This is a genomic window from Francisella hispaniensis FSC454 (genome assembly GCF_001885235.1).
Classification (GTDB): Bacteria; Pseudomonadota; Gammaproteobacteria; order Francisellales; family Francisellaceae; genus Francisella; species Francisella hispaniensis.
In genome coordinates this window covers 1,511,040-1,529,304 of the sequence record NZ_CP018093.1, presented here as the reverse complement: position 1 = coordinate 1,529,304, position 18,265 = coordinate 1,511,040, and the positions used below count along the sequence as shown (strand labels likewise).

Here is an 18,265-nt window from a genome sequence, read left to right as displayed (position 1 = left end):
ATGAAAGCTAAAAGTTTTTTAGTGCTACTATTGTGTGGGATTACCTCAAGTTGTGCTACATTTAGTGACAGTCACCCTAGTAAAGTTGGTAATGCTAAAAATGCTATAGAAACTTGCCAATATAAGCCGATAGAAACTAAGTTTATAAAAACTTTTGATAATGATGGTGTGGATGCGGCGATTGGATTTTTAGAGACTGGTCGCTTTGAGCAACTAATAGGTAATACAGCGTTATCACAAAAAAAATATACCAAAGCAACTGATTATGTTGCTAAATCTGAAGCTGAAGCAAAATTAAGAGTTAGAAATATTCTTAAAGATACTCAAGCAACTCTATTAAGTGATAAAGAAAGATATTACTATATAGCTGATTATGAGATAACTTTTTTATATGCTTATCAAGCACTTAATTATCTAAAAAAGCATGATTTAGAAAATGCTGCTGTAAGTATCCGCAATTTATCTTATGCACAATATGCAACATTTCAAGCTAAGGATTTAGCTACTCAAACTCAAGGTAAAAATTATCAAGAGCTAAATCATGTCAACTCTAGGCAGATATCATCAAATATTTCAACTTCAAAACAGTACAGACAGTTAGCAACAATCGCTAGTAGAGTGAGAAACTCTTATGAGAATGCTTTTGGCTATTATTTAGAGGCAATAATATATCAATCATATGATACGGACTTAAATAATGCTAACCTATCGATGAGTAATGCATTTAGAGTGGTACCAAATAATCCATATGTCAGTGCAGACTATCAACAAATTAAAAAAGCCTTTGATAGTGGTAGCAATATCTATCCACAAGGGCAAGGGAAGCTTGTAGTTATTTATGAAAGTGGTTGGGTTGAGCCATTAAAAAAATTTGATATTCCTATAACGATATTTTTTCAACAAGCTGGTGTACAAAAAATTTCTTTGCCATACTACAGTTCCTACAATCTAGCCCAAAATGCTGATATTCAAATTTTTAAAGAAAAAGAGCTTATTGATCATAGTAAAAGTGCTTTATTAGTTGATACTACAGCAATGGCAGCTAAATCTTTATCTGACCAATATCCTGCAATTGTGACTAGAGAAGTTCTGCGTTTAGTTACCAAAACTGCAATTTCTGTAGCAGCAATTAAATCATCGGGTGACTATGCAGCAATGGCAGCTATTGGTATATCTATTTACAATATGGCAACGACTGAAGCAGATCAAAGAAGTTGGAATCTTTTACCTAAGAATGTAGATTTATTTTCTAAGGATTTATCTGCAGGTAATTATACTCTAAAAATAAATAATAAAACTACAACGGTCACGTTACAACCACAAAAAATAACCCTTGTGTGGCTAACTAAAGAAGGTTGTTATGAGCGGATTTTATTAAATCAAGTTCTGTGATATCTCTCTAAACTTAGTTAATTAAAAAATTTTTAGTTATCAATTTTTAAATTAATATTACTAAAAAATCGATAAATATATTTGCAATCAGCAATTAGCGAGATATATTTGTAGCTATAACAGTTTCTAAAAACAAAGTAATTAATTATGAATAGATATATTGCTAACACTGTAGTTATGGTCGAACCAAAATACTTCTGCTTTAATCAAGAGACTTCAGTTAATAATGCTTTTCAAAACCAATTAGATATTTCAAATGAAGAGCTACAAAATAGAGTTATATATGAATTTAAAAATATGGTGGCAAAAATTCGTGCTAATGGTATCAATGTTATTGTTTTAGAATCAAAACCAAATACTCCTGATGCAGTCTTTCCGAATAACTGGTTCTCAACTCATTTAATAGGTAACCAACCATATATTTTTATATATCCGATGTATACACAAAATCGTCGTAACGAAGTCCAAATAGATAATTTATTGGAGCAACTTAACAAAGTTACAACAACTAATTACAAGGTTATAGATTTGCGTGGTGATTATTCAAAAGCTCTTGAAGGAACTGGAGTTTTTATATTTGATCATGAGTTCAAAACTGCGTATATGTCATTATCTCCAAGAGCAGATGCTCAATTAGCACAACAAGTTTGTGATAAGTTAGGATATAAATTAGTTACATTTACAAGTTATGATAAAAAAGGTCCCATTTATCATACGAATGTGATGTTAAGTATAGGTGAGCATTTAGCTATAGTTTGTCTTGAGTCAATAAAGTCAGCTATAGAAAGAGAATTAGTTATAAAAACTCTGCAACAGTCAAATAAACAAATAATAGACATATCTTTAGAACAGATGTACCAAATGTGCGGTAATGTTTTGGAGGTCAAAAATAAAGATGATAAAAGCTTTTTAATACTCTCGCAAACTGCATATAAAGGCTTTTCTCAAGATCAATTAGCATTGATTAGTAAATATGCAACACCTATAGCTTGTGATATTACAAATATCGAGGTAGTTGGTGGGGGGAGTGCTAGATGTATGTTGGCGGAAGTTTTTTTATAGCTGGACTAGTGATATAATTCTAGATTGAGCTATTTATCAGTGTATCTAATCTATAATTACTTTACATAATATAATTGTTTTTATTATTATTTTTATAGTAATACGATATTAGAAATTGATTTTAATGATATTTTAGCTTGTTATATTTTATTATTAATAAAGCTACCATTTAGATATAAGTATTTGCAAGTATTATATATCTAAACTACAATGACATAAATTAAGAATTAATGATTATTAGAGGGCAATATGAGAATTTTATCAGTCCAAGATATGGCAAAAATAGTACAAAAGCACGGATTTAATAATTTCATAACAGATCTTGTTGAGTATACAAAACAAGACTTTATTCGTTGGAGTGAATTTGATAAATCACCACGTTATGCAGCACATGTGCCTGGCGGTGTTTTAGAACTTATGCCTACTGCTGACAATAAATTATTTACATATAAATGTGTAAATGGACATCCAGCAAATCCATTTGATGGTAAGCAAACAGTTGTAGCTACTGGACAGTTAAATGAGATCAAATATGGTTACCCATTGCTTATATCTGAGATGACAGTGCTCACAGCTCTAAGAACAGCTGCTGCAACTATTTTAGCAACTGATTATCTAGCGCGTAAAGATAGTAAGACTATGGCATTAATAGGTACAGGTGCTCAAAGTGAATTTCAGACTTTAGCACATAAGTTAATTAGACCTATACAGACAGTTAGATATTTTGATACAGATCCACAAGCTATGAAAAAATATGCTAATAATATGAAAGATGTCGATCTTGACTTTATAGCTTGTGATAGTGCTAAAGAGGCTTGTGAAGGTGCTGATATTATCGTTGTATGTACTGCTTGTAAGCTTCATGCAATAGTTATTGAAAATGATTGGATTAAAGAAGGCGTTCATATCAGTGGCTTAGGAGGTGATTGCCCTGGTAAAACCGAGCTTGATATGGATATTCTTTTTAGAGGTAAGGTTGTAGTTGAGTATAAAGAGCAGTCAATGATTGAGGGCGAAATTCAAAATCTATCTCCACAAGAGGTAGAACAAGTACTTCATGCTGAAGTTTGGGAAATCTTAACAGGTGACAAGAAAGGGCGTGAAAATGATAAGGAAATCACAATTTATGATTCGGTAGGTTTTGCAATAGAAGATTTCTCGGCTTTGCGTTTAACTTTAGATTTAGCTGAAAAATATAATATTGGTAGTCAGATGGATATGGTTCCACCTATAAAAGACCCTAAAAACCTATTTTCAGTTCTTTAATCTATATTTATTATTTTATTCTCAGCTTATATAAGTTTATAATTTCTATTATTTACTAGTAAATTTTACTATGAGTTTTGATAATCTGCTTCTAATGACAGATAGTTATAAGCATTCACACCCATATCAATATCCTAAAGATACTAGCTATCTACATTTTTATCTAGAAAGTCGTGGTACAGCAAATAAAGATTTGGGTAATCATACTAAATTTTTTGGCTTGCAATATTATATAAAAAAATATTTATCTCAACCAATAACTCAACAAATGATAGATGATGCAGAAAAAATTTTATTAGCTCATGGTTTACCATTTTATCGTAGTGGTTTTGAGAAGATATTAAATAACTACAATGGCTATTTACCGATTAGAATCCGCGCAGTTAAAGAAGGTAGTCTAGTTCCTTTGCATAATGTGTTGATGACTATAGAAAGTACCGATAAAGAGTTATTTTGGTTGCCTGGATTTGTTGAGACTTTGCTTTTAAAAGTATGGTATCCAACAACTGTAGCAACAATTAGTTTTAATATAAAACAGCTAATAAAGAAATATCTACTTGAGACAGCAGATAGTTTGGATAAATTAGGTTTTATGCTTCATGATTTTGGCTATAGAGGTGTTTCGTCAGAAGAGTCAGCTGGGATTGGAGGTGCTGCACATCTAACTAATTTTCTAGGAACAGATACATTAGCAGCATTGCATGTTTGCAAAGAATTTTATGCTGAAGATATGGCTGGATTTTCAATCCCTGCTAGTGAGCATTCAACTATGACAAGCTGGGGTGTCGGCACTGAATGTGAGCGCCGAGCTTTTGAAAATATGATAGAACAATTTGGAGATAATAGTGTTTTATATGCATGTGTTTCTGATAGTTGGGATTTCAAAAAAGCAATCCAAACTTGGATTGATCTGAAAGATAAAGTTACAGCTAAAAAAGCTAACTTGGTTATTCGCCCTGATTCAGGAGATGCGGTTGATAATATTCTATATGCATTGCATGAATTAGATAAAGGTTATGGTAGTAGACTAAATTCTAAAGGATATAAAGTATTAAACAAGGTTGCATTGATTCAAGGTGATAGCGTAAGTATTAGCCTGGCAAAAAAAGTCTTAGAAGCTATGAAGATACAAGGTTACTCAGTAGAGAATATTGCTTTTGGTATGGGTGGGGCATTGCTGCAAGGTAATTATGAATCGTCAATAAATAGAGATAGTTTCAAATTTGCAATCAAGTGCTCAGCTATTATGCGTGGTAATAATCTATTAGGTGTCAAAAAAAGAACCTATTACAGACCTAGCAAAAAAATCAAAACAAGGACGCCTAGATTTGATAAAAGATGCTAAGGGGAATTATAAAACAATAGTTCTTGATGATAGTTATGCTCTTGGCGAATATCATCCTCAGTCACAACTACAAACATATTATGATAATGGTGAAATTAAATTTGAGCAGAGTTTAGCACAGATACGCAATTACACTAATTAAAGTTAATTATACAATTATGTTTGCTTTTATCTTTTGGTAGGTATAAAGTTAAGTTATAAATCAAAAATTGCTAGGAGCGTTTAAATGTTAGAGCATCATCCGTTAGTTAAAGAATTTCCTGAATTAAGAGAACAATTACACAATATGAAAGAAAATCATCATATCAGCAATCAAATGAAGAAATATGAAGATCTAGATAAAAAAATATATAATCTTGAAAGTACTGGAATGTTTGAAGACTCACAACTTGAAGATCTTAAGAAACAAAGACTAGAAATTAAAGATATGCTTTATAAAGCACTAAAAAGCTAATTTTAAAAACTACCCTAAAATCTCTAACAAATAATTTATTCTTTAATATTATGATAAAACTTTAACTTTATTTATGTATTTTTATAGTTATGAGTTTGTTACTTAGCTGTGTTGAGTATTTAATTTAAATTCTGTAGAGAGGATCTAATGTTAGTAACGAAATACCAAAAAATTGTTATAAGCCTAATTATATTGACAGGTGTATGCTCCGGGTTTGATATAGGGGTAATTTCTGGTACATTGCCAGTTATAAAAGATGAACTATCGCTTAATCTTACGCAATTATCTGAGATAGCGGGTATTGTATTTTTTGGTGCGTTGATATCAAAGTTTATATCAGGACCTTTAATGGATTTTTTAAGTAGAAAAAATGTTTTAGCATTTGGAGCATTCTTATTTACAGTATCTATGGTCTTAATGATGTTCTCAAATACTTATACAACATTGATGTTATCAAGGCTTCTACAAGGAATATCAATTGGATTTTTATTAACAGTAATTCCCGTTTATATCTCAGAAACTAGCGTAGCTAAATTTCGTGGTAGAGCTATGGCTATATTTCAACTATCACTAGTTTCTGGGATTTTTTTAGCTAACTTTTTTGCAAGCTTATTTGTCGCTAGCTTTGGTTGGAGACTGATATTTGCCTGCGCTATTCCTTTTTCAATTTTACTTTTCATCATTAGCTTAATAGCACCATTTTCACCATCTTGGTTAATCTTAAAGGGCAGAAATGAACAGGCACTAACTATTAGTGAGCAATTAGCTCTCAAGGTTCAGCACTCATTAACCGAAAAAAATAAAACAGGTTTCGTTGAGTTTATTAAAATTGTTATCAAACAAAAATACTATTTATCTGTAATACTGATTAGTTTAATGGCAGTTTTAAATGGCTTTGTTGGTATTAATGTCTTTATAAGTTATGGTCCTACTATGTTTGGTCAACTTAGTAGTTGTAGCAGTTGTGATGCGACTTATTATGGCACAGCAATGACCTTAGTTAATCTTATAGCTACGGTATTTGGCTTATTTCTTGTCGATGTTATTGGTCGAAGAAAGCTTATTATTGGAGGGTTATTAATTTCATTTGTATCTATATTTACAATGATCTTTTGTATAACAGCTGGATATAACAACTTAGGTCTTTTGATGTTGATTTTTGTTGTATTTGGAGGGGCAGTAGGTCCTGGTGTGTGTATATGGTTAGTATTATCAGAAGTTCTACCTGTACATATACGCGCTATAGGGATATCTGTAGCTCTTGTTTCAAAAGCATTAATAGAAAGTATGTTTATCTCAAGATTCTTGGATCTTACTCATGATTATGGTTATGCTCCTGTATTATATTTCATGGGAGCTTGCATAGTTGCATTTATAATTATTGTGTATAAGTTTTTGCCAGAAATGACAAATAAAGAGCTTATTTAATATGTGCCACTAAATCATCAAGCTTATAGCTTGCGATATCTTTTTGTTTAGCATGATGCTCTTCTAATAGGGCAAAGTCTGCATCAGCATAGGCACATAGATCGCCTTTTTCATTATAAATATCAACTTTAATCCACACGGTAGTACGACCTTTACGAATTATAGTTGTTTTGAATATATGCTCTACCTTGCTATATGTTGGTTTTAGATATTTGATATTTAAATTACGGGTCATACAAAATGACTTACTAATACTTAAAACATGTTTACCAAGAATATCATCACATATAAGAGCGATAATGCCACCGTGAATAACATTATCCCAACCAACATGATTTGGTAGACATCTGAACTTTGTATACATATGTTCACCAACATGATACAAAGGTAACTTTACACCAAGAGGATTCTTGGCTATGTCACTAAAGCAAGTAAAATCCCATGGGAAATCAATCGGTGTATAATCATTTAAATTTATCATTTTAGTTTAGCCTATTGGGTAATTAGTTATTTTTATATTAATGTTCAGAAAAATTATTAGCTACTAACAAGCTTCAATAATACCAGCTGCGCCCATACCAGTACCAATACACATCGTAATCATAGCATATTTTTTACCAGTACGTTGTAGTCCATGTAATGCTTTGACTGTTAGTATAGTACCGGTTGCACCAAGAGGATGTCCTAAGGCAATAGCTCCACCACAAGGATTAACTTTGTTTTTATCAAGTTTCAAATCATTAATTACAGCCAATGATTGAGCTGCAAAAGCTTCATTTAGCTCAATCCAGTCAATATTATCGATATCTAAACCTGTTTGCTTAAGCACTTTTGGTATAGCTTTGATTGGACCAATACCCATGATACGCGGATCAACGCCAGCTACAGCAAACCCTAGAAACTTACCTAAAGGTTTTAGGTTGTGCTCTTTTAGGTATTTTTCACTAACTAAAATTACAGCTGCAGCACCATCTGAAACTTGTGAGCTATTACCAGCAGTTACAGATCCACCATTTGCAAAAGCAGGTTTTAGTTTAGCTAATGCCTCTAGTGAGGTATCTTTTCGAGCGCCTTCATCTTCAGTTATGGTTTGTTTGTGATTTACAATTTCGCCAGTGGCTTCATCAGGTTTGTTATGATCAACATCTATAGATAATATTTCATCTTTGAAATAACCATTTTCGATAGCATGGATAGCTTTTTGATGACTCTCAAGAGCAAAAGCATCTTGATCTTGTCGTGACACATTCCAGTCTTTAGCAACCATCTCAGCAGTGATGCCCATGCCATAAGCTATGGCAACATTTTCATCCTTAGCAAAGATTTCTTTACTAAAAGACATCTTGTTACCACCAAAAGGAATCATACTCATACTCTCAACACCCGCGCCGATAGCAACATCAATATTACCTTGAGCAATTTCATTTGCTGCAATCGCAATTGACTGTAATCCAGAGCTACAGTAGCGATTGATTGTAAAAGCAGGGACACTATTAGGTAGTCTAGCCAAAAGAGATGATATTCTTGCGACATTTAAGCCTTGTTCAGCTTCAGGCATCGCACAACCGACAACTATATCCTCTATATCATTAGGATTAATATTAGCTTCAGCGACAGTTTTTCTAAGTACATCTGCTAATAACTCATCAGGACGTTTTTTTGCAAAGCCACCTTTTTTACCTTTTGTAACAGCAGAGCGTTTTGCAGCGACTATATATACGTTTTCACTCATGTCAATTACTCCTTAATTTCTTAGTGGTTTGCCAGTTTCTAGCATATATTTCATTCTAGCTTCTGTCTTCTCAGATATCGCAAGTTCTTTGAAGTTTATTAGCTCTCTTTCGAGTAGCCAATCTTCAGAAACTTCAGTATCTTTTTCTATCTGACCTCCACACATAGTATCTGCTAAATTTACCGCAATCTTATAATCATGTTCAGATATTTGGTTACCATCAAGCATATTTACTAGTAAAGCTTTAATTGTAGCGATACCAGTCTCACCAAATACTGGGACTTTTTGTTTTAGAGGTGGTTGATAGCCTGCTAAAGCCATAAGTTGAGCTTTCTTAATTGCTACAAGTAGGATTTCTTTAGTATTCATCACGATTATGTCATCATCACGTAAAAAGCCCATTTCTTTTGCTTCATAGGCACTTTTTGCAACTTGAGCAAGAGCAAGGTTTTTATAACGACGTTCAAAGTCTTTCCAGTGATCTTGAGCTTGAGATGCTCTAACAGCCATTTCTTTTGAGCCGCCCCAACCAGGGATAATTCCCACAGCAGCTTCAACAAGACCAATATAGCTTTCATACGCAGCAACAGCAGCATCACTATGCAAGATAGTTTCACAGCCACCACCAAAAGCAAAGCCTTTGACAGCTGCAACAACAGGTATTTTGCTATAGCGTAATTTTTTACTGATAATGCTATGACCTTTACGGATTACCTCTTCGATAGCTGCTTCGCCATTCATTGCAAATTTGATACCAAATTCCTCTAAGTTGGCACCTACCGAAAATACATCTTGCTCTTGCCAAATAACAAGACCATCAAGATTTTCTTCAGCATAGTTGATAGACTCAGATATACCATCTAAAACCTCATCACCAATAGCACACATCTTACTCTTAAATGAGAGTATTCCAATATTGCTATAGTCGTCAATTTGCCATAGTTTGACACCATCATTTTCATAAAGTGTTTGTGTCGCTAAAGTGCTAGTATGTTCAACTATATTATCAGCGAATAGTTGACGTTTATAAACATCTAGGCTATCACGAGATATTAGCTCTTTATCCTTATAGCTAAACTCTTTATTATTTTGATAAACACCGATATCAAGAGTATCAATCCAACTAGGTAGAGTATTTGTTGATAATGCTTTACCAGTTGAAATATCGTCTTTTAGCCAGCTAGCTACTTTATGCCACCCAACAAGTTGCCATATCTCGAAAATACCTTGTTTCCAACCAAATCCCCAACGAATTGCTAAATCCATATCTTTAGGGAAATTTGAGATATCTCCAACAAGTTGAGAAGCATATAAGAACATCTCTCTAAAAGTTGCCCATAAGAATTGGGCTTGAGGATTATCGCTATTACGAAGATCTTCCAGTTTTTTGCTCCAATCTCTCTCAGCTAGTATATCTAAGATTTCTTTATCAGCCTTTTTATCAGCAGGGCGATATTCTTTAGTATCTAAGTCAAGTACTTTGATACCATCAGATTCTTTGATATATAAACCTTTTTTAGTCTTTTGACCAAGTGAGCCATTATTGATTAGATTCTGAATCCAGTTGGGTGTGTTGTATAGCTTTTGCCAGCCATCTTCTAGGTTATCTTTCATAGTTTCAACAACATGCGATAACACATCTAAACCAACCAAATCAGCAGTTCTATAAGTTGCACTTTTTGCTCGCCCTAGTTTTTTGCCTGTAAGTTCATCAACAACTTCTAAAGGGATATTCATTTGCTCTGTATAGTAGCAAGTGACAAGCATTGAAAAGACACCTAATCTATTAGCTATGAAGTTTGGTGTATCTTTTGCGCGAATTATACTTTTACCAAGCTTTTCAACTAAGAATGTTTCTAGTTTATCCAAGATTTCAGTATTGGTATCAATATGAGGAATCAGCTCAACTAATGGCATGTATCTAGGTGGATTGAAAAAGTGTACACCACAGAAATTAACTTTAAGATTCTCTGGCAATACTTCAGCTAGTTTAGTGATACTTAAACCAGAAGTATTTGATGCTAAAATTGCATTTTCTTTGATGTGAGCAGAGATTTTAGAATAAAGACTCTCTTTGATATCTATGCGTTCAGCCACGGCTTCTATGATTAAATCACAATCTGCTAAAAGCTCAAGATTATCCTCATAATTTGCAGGAGTAATGTATTTGATAGAATCTTTTGAACCAAAAGGCGCTGGGTTAAGTTTAGTAAGTTTTGCTAGTGAATCCTCAATAATAGCATTAGCACTACCTTGTTGTGATTTTAAATCAAATAATACAACTGGGAATCTAGCATTTGCAAAATGAGCAGCAATTTGAGCTCCCATAGTTCCAGCGCCAAGTACAGCGATTTTATCAATAGCTTTACGCTGTGATTTGCTCTCTACTGGCTCTAACTTATTTGCTATAGTACTACTAGGATCATCAGTACTTTCTCCAGCTGGAAGATACTCATCACCAAAAACTTTAAGATAACCTCGCATAGCATCTTCTTTTGACATGCCTTTAATTGCATCCCAAGCCATCCACTTCGCGCGCTCAACCATTTTTAATGCAGAAGGTTTTTTTGTATTATTATCACCTTCTTTTACCTGTTTATAAAAAGCATATAGCTTTAGCTTTTGGCTATTATCAGGCTTGAAATCAATAGTTGCATCACGAACAGCTATCAACATTTCTTCAAACTTTTTTTCTAACTCTGTCATATTTTCCTCCCGATGTTGGTTTATACATCGTTTTTAGATTCCGTTATTTAAACGAAATGACATTGGTACATATTATTTTTCGCTATTTTTTTGCCATTCTGGATGAGCATTTTTAGGTCCTAAAGCATAATCATCAAACTCATCTGTTTGGATTATATTATTAACCTTTGTGAGCATCTCATTAGCAATATCTGCCTCTTGTTGAGAGATTATTTTATTCTCTAAAGCTATTTCAATAGAGTCTTGCCAGCTTGCTTTTGGTAGCTTAGCAGTTTTGATAGCATCAATGATTTTTTTCTTAATAGGTTGTGTAGTTAGTGATGCAAGATAAGCGTTCTCAACTCTACCAATTGGATCATTATCATCATTTGGTATATAGCACTTATCTTTCATCCATTGTCTAGTATCGCTATTGCTCACTAATGATTTACAAATTTGTGCTTCAAGCTTATCAGATGGTCTTCTGAATTTTTTACCATAAGGAAAAACAAAAAGCTTCATCTTAGTAGCAAATATTCTATTTGGGAAATTTCTAAATAAGTCTAACATCGCTTGTTGTGTTTGATACAGACAGTGCTGAATACTCCAGTCAACATAGATATCGTCACTTTGAGGTTCTCCTGTATCCTTATAGTATTTTAGTACAGCTACAGCCATATATAGATAACTCATGATATCTCCCAAGCGAGCGGATAATCTTTCTTTACGTTTTAGACCGGCACCTAAAACTGTTATTGAAATATCATTGATATAAGAATAAGCAGTACTCATATGTGAGATATAGCGATAGTAACGTTTAAATTTAGAAGGATAGCTAGGAGCAGTGAAACCACCACTCAAACCATACCAAAGTGTACGCGAGCCATTTAGAGCCATATATTTGAAATGACTTTTGAAGTTGTCTGTAAATTGTTTTTCATCATCATTCATTAAGCTTTCTATCTCGTTGCGAATATATGGATGACATTTCATCGCACCTTGACCAAAAATCATCAGATTTCGTGTCATGATATTGGCACCTTCTACAGTTATACCAATTGGTGTTGCCATATATGGGATAGCTAGATAGTTATTTGGTCCCATAATGATTGCACGACCACCATGGATATCCATAGCATTGTTGATAGTTGTCCGTCCCATCTCAGTTAGATGATATTTAGCAATTGCAGATGATACCGATGGTCGCAAACCGCTATCAACAGCAGCAACCGTGAATTGACGAGTAGCATTGGCAATATATGCAAGACCGGCCGTTTGAGCTAGTTTTTCTTGGACTCCTTCAAATTGAGCAATTGGAACTTTGAACTGTTCACGCACACTTGCATAAGCTGCGGTCATTACAGCTGACATTAGAGTGTTAGCTGTACCACATGCTGGTAATGAAATTGCTCTACCTATAGATAGACACTCAACTAGCATGCGCCAACCTTCACCAGCCATTTTTTGTCCACCAATTATCCAGTCAATTGGTATAAAAACATCTTTAGCTTTGATATATCCATTCATAAAAGCTTGCCCTAGTGGAAAGCCACGTCTACCAATCTCTAAACCTTTATGGTTGTATGGAAGTAGTGCGCACGTTATACCTTGTTTACCTATATCACCAAGTAGATTATCTGGATCTTGGAGTTGAAAAGCTAGACCAACTAAAGTTGCAATTGGAGCTAGCGTGATATAGCGTTTGTTGATGTTTTTTAGTTTAATCCCTAAAGTTTTTTTGCCATTGAACTCTTCATGGCAGACAACACCATAATCAGGTAATGATGTAGCGTCAGATCCTGCTGTTGGTCCAGTTAGGGCAAAGCAAGGGATCTCTTGACCAGATGCGAGTCTTGGTAGATAGTGATCTTTTTGTTCATCTGTACCATAGTGAACTAGAAGCTCACCAGGACCAAGTGAGTTAGGTACCATCACCGTGATTGCTGCAGTGACACTTTTAGTTGCTAATTTCATTACTATTTCTGAGTGTGCTGCTGCTGAGAAGCCTTTGCCTCCATATTCTTTGCCGATTACTAATCCTAAAAAGCCTTTGTTACTGATAAACTCCCAAGCTTCAACACTTAAATCCTTTTCTTGATAATTAATTTTCCAATCATCGATTAGTTTGCATAGTTCGGTTGTTTCATTTTCTAAAAAAGATTTTTCTTCAGCTGTTAGCTCAAATTTTTTTAAACTATGTAGTTTGTTAAAATCGGGTTTTCCTTGAAATATATCTTGTTCAAACCAGTTGTCACCGGCATTAAGAGCAGTTTGCTCAGTTTGAGAAATACTAGGAGTAGCTTTTTTTGCTATTTTATAAATTCTATTGAACATCTTTAGCTCCTTAAGCAAAAAGCCGTTTAGTTATTTATTTTCATATTTTTCAGCATATTCTTTTTGTAATGCATTTACATCTATTTTTCCGACAGTATTTTTTGGTAACTCATTTATGAAAATTATTTTTCTAGGTAGTTTATAATGAGCTAATTTAGTTTCACAGTACTTAAAAATTTCTTTTTCGGTTAGTTTTTTGTCACTTTTTAGTACGATAAAAGCAACAGGCATTTCCCCTGTTTCATTAGAATGTCCTTTGATAACAGCAGCATCTTCGATTTCATCTTTCTCGGTTAATACTAACTCAACTTCTTTAGGAAAAACATTAAATCCTGAGACAATAATCATGTGTTTGATGCGTCCTGATATTACTAGACGACCTTGCTCATCAAGATAGCCCATATCTCCTGTCTTAAGCCAGCCATCATCTGTAAAATGCTCTTTATTAATTTCTGGGAGACTCCAAAATCCAGGTGATTTTTGTGGTCCAGTCACCCATATTTCACCTGTTTGACCTTGAGGTAGTTCGTTACCTTTGTCATCATAGATTCTGATATCAGTGTTTGGTAGTGGAAATCCAACACTACCATTAAAATCTGAATCCTCAAGAGAGTTAACTGTAACTACGGGAGACATCTCAGATAAGCCATAACCTTCTTTGATATTAACACCTGTAACTTTTTTCCATTCGTTAGCTACAGCTTCAGAAGTTGACATGCCACCGCTTATTGAGAGCTTAAAATTAGTGAATTTGCTTTGTCTAAATTTTTTATTGTTTAAGAGAGCAATGTAAAGAGTATTAACGGCGAATATGGTTGAGAAGTTACTTTTTCTCATTTCAGCAACTAAGCTCTTGATATCTTTAGGATTAGGTATAAGTATTTGAAACGCGCCAAAACAGTAAAAAAGAAATAGATTAGCAGTTAAACTAAATATATGATAAATCGGCAAAGCAGTTAAGACAATTTGTTCGCTAAGTTCAATATCAAAGCCTTCAGTCCATGCTTTTATTTGATAGATATTCGCTACAATGTTTCTATGTAATAGTATAGTACCCTTAGGCGTGCCTGTTGTACCACTAGAGTACTGTAGGGCTGCGATATCATCAGGTTTTAATCCAATACTTGAGTAGTCTGGAGTGCGGTTAGACTCTATAGCATCTGTAAATCTATCAAACTTATCTTTTGAGTATTTATCCTTCATGCCTTTGACATATTTGACTACAAAGGAGATTATTTGTTTTTTTGGAGTCGGGTATAAATCAGCAATACCAGTAACCATCTTATATTTTAGGTCTTTACATTCATCAGCTATTGCTTCAACATTATGGGCAAGCCCAGATAGTACAATTACTCCTTTAGCTTTAGAATCTTGAATAATCCCCTTGACCTCTCTACTTGTGTAGAGTGGATTTATATTTACAAAAACACAGCCAAGTTTAACTAAAGCAAAAATGATAATAGGAAACTGTAATAGGTTGGGTAACATAATTGCAATATGATCACCTTTTTGTAATTCCCACTTATTTTGAAGGAATCCTGCAAATTTATCAGAATAACTATCAATCTCACTAAAAGTTAATTTCTCGCTGTGACAACTAAGAGCTTTTTTATCAGTAAAATTTTTAGTAGCTTGTTGAAGCATATCTTTTAGAGTAATATCGGGGATATCTATATTAAGAGGGACTTTCTTAGGATAGTTTTTTGTCCATGGTTTAGTGATCATAAAGACCTCCTGAAGCTTTTAGATTAGTTACTAATGTTATTTTTTATCTTACTAAGCCTCCGATGTTTTATCTAGAATTAGTTTACTAACTATATATAGTAAACATTATATATTATTTGTATATGTTGATACATTAAATAAGTTTAATTGGATTATTTTTTATGATTTCTACACCAATGTGATTTATAATTATAGATATCATAAGCGTATTACTAATTTTATGAAGATTTATCATAATCCAAAATGTTCAAAATCACGCCAAGCAAAGCAATTTCTTGATCAAAACGATATCAATTATGATGTACAGTTGTATCTAGATAAGCCTTTATCAGCAAAGGAAATAAAACAGTTGCTAATAAAGTTAAGGCTTTCTATAACAGATATAATTCGTACTAAAGAGACTGTCTGGAGTGAAAACTTTAAAGATGGTGAATTTACTAATGAAGAGCTCATAGAAATAGTAGCTAGCAATCCTAAATTACTAGAGCGACCAATAGTTGAACATGGCGATTTTGCAGTAGTTGCAAGGTCTGATGAGAAAATACAAGAGATATTAAATACCTACTAGTTTTATGTTAGTATTTGAATAATGAAATTCTATTTATAGGAGATTTTTTATGCATAAAATATTTTATACATTCACAGATGAAGCACCAGCTTTAGCGACAGGCTCATTTTTACCGATAGTTGAAAGCTTCACTAAAGTCGCTGATATAAAACTAGAAACCAAAGATATTTCTTTATCAGCGCGTATATTAGCTAACTTTAATGACTACTTAACTGAAGAGCAAAAATGTTCTGATGATTTAGCAATACTTGGAGAACTAGCGAAGACTCCAGATGCAAACATTATCAAACTTCCTAATATTAGTGCATCGATTCCTCAGCTTACTGCGGCTATCAAAGAGCTTCAGTCAAAGGGTTACAAAATCCCAGATTACCCATTTGAGCCAAAAGACGACAAAGAGCAAGAAATTAAAGCACGTTATGCAAAAGTCTTAGGTAGTGCAGTAAACCCTGTTTTAAGAGAGGGTAATTCTGATCGTAGAGTTGCTGATGCAGTTAAAAAATATGCTGAGAAACATCCACACTCTATGGGTGAATGGACAAAAGATTCTAAGTCTCATGTGGCTAGTATGGTTGATAATGACTTTTATGCTAATGAGAAATCTTATATTGTGCCAAAAGCAACTAAGGTTAAAATAGTCCATACAGATACCAAAGGTACTCAAACAGTACTTAAAGATAATCTTGCGCTAGAAGAAAAAGAAATTATTGATGCTACTAAGATTTCAATAAAAGCACTAAGAGAGTTCTACAAAACTGAAATTGCTAAAGCTAAAAAAGAAGGCACACTATTATCACTTCATCTGAAAGCTACGATGATGAAAGTTTCTGATCCAATCTTGTTTGGTCATGCTGTAGAGATTTTCTTTGAAGATGTTTTCAAAAAATATGCCAAAGAGTTTAAAGAGCTTGGTGTGAATCCTCGTAATGGTTGGGGTGATGCAGTAGAAAAGATTAAGCAACTGCCTCAAAATGTTCAAGACAAAATCAATGCTGATATTGAAAAGGTATTTGCAAAGCAGCCTGATATCGCGATGGTTAATTCTGACAAAGGTATTACAAACTTAAATGTTCCAAGTGATGTAATCATTGATGCTTCTATGCCAGCAGCTATTCGTTCATCTGGTAAGATGTGGAACAAAGATGGCAAACTTCAAGATATGAAGGCTATGATTCCTGATAGATGCTATGCTGGTGTATATGCTGCAACTATTGATTTCTGCAAAGAAAACGGTGCTTTTGATGTGACTACTATGGGCGATGTTTCTAATGTTGGCTTAATGGCAAAAAAAGCTGAAGAGTATGGTTCTCATGATAAAACATTTGAAATCCAAGCTGATGGTAAAGTTGAAGTTATTGATGATGAAGGTAATGTGATATTTGAGCATCAAGTTGGTAAAGGAGATATTTGGCGTGCTTGTCAAACCAAAGATATCGCAGTCAAAGATTGGGTTAAACTAGCTGTTAATAGAGCTAAAATTACAAGAAATCCTGCAATTTTCTGGTTAGATTCAAAAAGAGCACATGATAGAAATCTAATTGTTAAGGTAAATGAGTATTTAACTGATCATGATACTACTGGTCTAGATATTCAGATTTTATCGCCTATAGAGGCTACTAAGTATTCTCTAAAAAGAATGAAAGAGGGTAAGAATACAATTTCTGTGACAGGTAATGTTTTAAGAGATTATTTGACAGACCTATTCCCTATTTTAGAGCTTGGCACTTCTGCTAAGATGCTTTCTATAGTGCCTCTTCTGGCAGGTGGTGGTTTATTTGAAACAGGTGCTGGTGGTTCTGCTCCTAAACACGTTGAGCAACTTATTGAGGAAAACCATCTAAGATGGGATTCTTTAGGTGAGTTTTTAGCTTTAGGAGCATCATTAGAAGACTTGGCTATCAAAACTAGAGATGCTAAAATCAAGATTTTAGCTGAGACACTATCACAAGCAAACCAAGATTTCTTAGATAATGACAAATCACCACGTCGTAAGGTCGGTGAGCTAGATACAAGAGGAAGTCATTTCTACTTGGCTTACTATTGGGTCAAAGCCCTAGCTGAGCAAACAGGTAATGCTGAGCTAAAGGCTAAATTTGAACCAATTTATGTTGAACTAAAAGCTAATAAAGATAAAATTGTTAAAGAGCTTAATGATGCTCAAGGTAAAAAAGTTGATGTTGGTGGTTACTATCATATGGATAGAACAAAGCTAGATTCAGTAATGAGACCTAGCAAAACTTTAAACAAAATTTTGGCACAAATATAAGGGAAAAT

The 18,265-nt window shown here is 33.7% G+C and carries 12 protein-coding genes and 1 pseudogene; 8 read left to right on the top strand and 5 right to left on the bottom strand.

Translation table 11 applies throughout. The features are described 5' to 3' along the window. The 6 genes and pseudogenes from FSC454_RS07555 (at position 1) to FSC454_RS07530 (ending at position 6,947) form a co-directional block, all read left to right on the top strand. Complete coding sequence (locus FSC454_RS07555; RefSeq protein ID WP_066046982.1) at positions 1-1,392, top strand: COG3014 family protein; 1,392 nt, start codon at positions 1-3, stop codon at positions 1,390-1,392. Positions 1,393-1,539: 147 nt separating this feature from the next. Then, on the top strand, positions 1,540-2,454 hold the full coding sequence (ctlX, locus tag FSC454_RS07550; protein ID WP_066046980.1) for a citrulline utilization hydrolase CtlX: 915 nt from the start codon (positions 1,540-1,542) through the stop codon (positions 2,452-2,454). A gap of 249 nt (positions 2,455-2,703) precedes the next feature. Continuing rightward, a complete protein-coding gene (locus tag FSC454_RS07545) occupies positions 2,704-3,720 on the top strand; it encodes an ornithine cyclodeaminase (protein ID WP_066046978.1) in 1,017 nt (338 codons plus the stop codon). A gap of 70 nt (positions 3,721-3,790) precedes the next feature. Then, positions 3,791-5,207 (top strand): annotated as a pseudogene (locus FSC454_RS07540) (nicotinate phosphoribosyltransferase). Between the two features lie 84 nt (positions 5,208-5,291). Further along, positions 5,292-5,519: an HP1242/YdcH family protein gene (locus FSC454_RS07535; RefSeq protein WP_066046974.1), complete on the top strand. Its 228-nt coding sequence runs from the start codon at positions 5,292-5,294 to the stop codon at positions 5,517-5,519. A gap of 147 nt (positions 5,520-5,666) precedes the next feature. Continuing rightward, on the top strand, positions 5,667-6,947 hold the full coding sequence (locus FSC454_RS07530; protein ID WP_066046972.1) for an MFS transporter: 1,281 nt from the start codon (positions 5,667-5,669) through the stop codon (positions 6,945-6,947). On the opposite strand, the gene FSC454_RS07525 is transcribed toward FSC454_RS07530, so the two are convergent. From FSC454_RS07525 to FSC454_RS07505, 5 genes are all read right to left on the bottom strand, one after another. Next, positions 6,940-7,428: a PaaI family thioesterase gene (locus FSC454_RS07525; RefSeq protein WP_066046970.1), complete on the bottom strand. Its 489-nt coding sequence runs from the start codon at positions 7,426-7,428 to the stop codon at positions 6,940-6,942. The two genes, FSC454_RS07530 and FSC454_RS07525, sit on opposite strands and share 8 nt — an antisense overlap. 63 nt (positions 7,429-7,491) lie before the next feature. Next, on the bottom strand, positions 7,492-8,679 hold the full coding sequence (locus FSC454_RS07520) for an acetyl-CoA C-acyltransferase (RefSeq protein ID WP_066046968.1): 1,188 nt from the start codon (positions 8,677-8,679) through the stop codon (positions 7,492-7,494). A 12-nt stretch (positions 8,680-8,691) separates the two neighbouring features. After that, a complete protein-coding gene (locus FSC454_RS07515; protein WP_066046966.1) occupies positions 8,692-11,385 on the bottom strand; it encodes an acyl-CoA-binding protein in 2,694 nt (897 codons plus the stop codon). A gap of 72 nt (positions 11,386-11,457) precedes the next feature. Next, positions 11,458-13,698, bottom strand: a complete 2,241-nt coding sequence (locus FSC454_RS07510) for an acyl-CoA dehydrogenase (RefSeq protein WP_066046964.1) — start codon at positions 13,696-13,698, stop codon at positions 11,458-11,460. A 30-nt stretch (positions 13,699-13,728) separates the two neighbouring features. Continuing rightward, positions 13,729-15,423 (bottom strand): long-chain-fatty-acid--CoA ligase, encoded by a 1,695-nt coding sequence (locus FSC454_RS07505; protein ID WP_066046962.1) that lies wholly within the window; start codon positions 15,421-15,423, stop codon positions 13,729-13,731. 220 nt (positions 15,424-15,643) lie between these two features. Here FSC454_RS07505 and FSC454_RS07500 point away from each other — a divergent pair, with 220 nt between their 5' ends. Together FSC454_RS07500 and FSC454_RS07495 are read left to right on the top strand one after the other, a co-directional pair. Then, a complete protein-coding gene (locus tag FSC454_RS07500) occupies positions 15,644-15,991 on the top strand; it encodes an arsenate reductase family protein (protein ID WP_066046960.1) in 348 nt (115 codons plus the stop codon). Positions 15,992-16,040: 49 nt separating this feature from the next. Continuing rightward, on the top strand, positions 16,041-18,257 hold the full coding sequence (locus FSC454_RS07495; protein ID WP_066046958.1) for an NADP-dependent isocitrate dehydrogenase: 2,217 nt from the start codon (positions 16,041-16,043) through the stop codon (positions 18,255-18,257). Positions 18,258-18,265 lie beyond the last annotated feature (8 nt).

Excerpts from the sequence above, each read along its gene's own strand:
- FSC454_RS07545 (WP_066046978.1), top strand. The coding sequence starts at position 2,704 with ATGAGAATTTTATCAGTCCAAGATATGGCAAAAATAGTACAAAAGCAC.
- FSC454_RS07515 (WP_066046966.1), bottom strand. The coding sequence starts at position 11,385 with ATGACAGAGTTAGAAAAAAAGTTTGAAGAAATGTTGATAGCTGTTCGT.
- ctlX (WP_066046980.1), top strand. The coding sequence starts at position 1,540 with ATGAATAGATATATTGCTAACACTGTAGTTATGGTCGAACCAAAATAC.
- FSC454_RS07510 (WP_066046964.1), bottom strand. The coding sequence starts at position 13,698 with ATGTTCAATAGAATTTATAAAATAGCAAAAAAAGCTACTCCTAGTATT.
- FSC454_RS07495 (WP_066046958.1), top strand. The coding sequence starts at position 16,041 with ATGCATAAAATATTTTATACATTCACAGATGAAGCACCAGCTTTAGCG.
- FSC454_RS07525 (WP_066046970.1), bottom strand. The coding sequence starts at position 7,428 with ATGATAAATTTAAATGATTATACACCGATTGATTTCCCATGGGATTTT.
- FSC454_RS07535 (WP_066046974.1), top strand. The coding sequence starts at position 5,292 with ATGTTAGAGCATCATCCGTTAGTTAAAGAATTTCCTGAATTAAGAGAA.
- FSC454_RS07500 (WP_066046960.1), top strand. The coding sequence starts at position 15,644 with ATGAAGATTTATCATAATCCAAAATGTTCAAAATCACGCCAAGCAAAG.
- FSC454_RS07520 (WP_066046968.1), bottom strand. The coding sequence starts at position 8,679 with ATGAGTGAAAACGTATATATAGTCGCTGCAAAACGCTCTGCTGTTACA.
- FSC454_RS07505 (WP_066046962.1), bottom strand. The coding sequence starts at position 15,423 with ATGATCACTAAACCATGGACAAAAAACTATCCTAAGAAAGTCCCTCTT.
- FSC454_RS07530 (WP_066046972.1), top strand. The coding sequence starts at position 5,667 with ATGTTAGTAACGAAATACCAAAAAATTGTTATAAGCCTAATTATATTG.
- FSC454_RS07555 (WP_066046982.1), top strand. The coding sequence starts at position 1 with ATGAAAGCTAAAAGTTTTTTAGTGCTACTATTGTGTGGGATTACCTCA.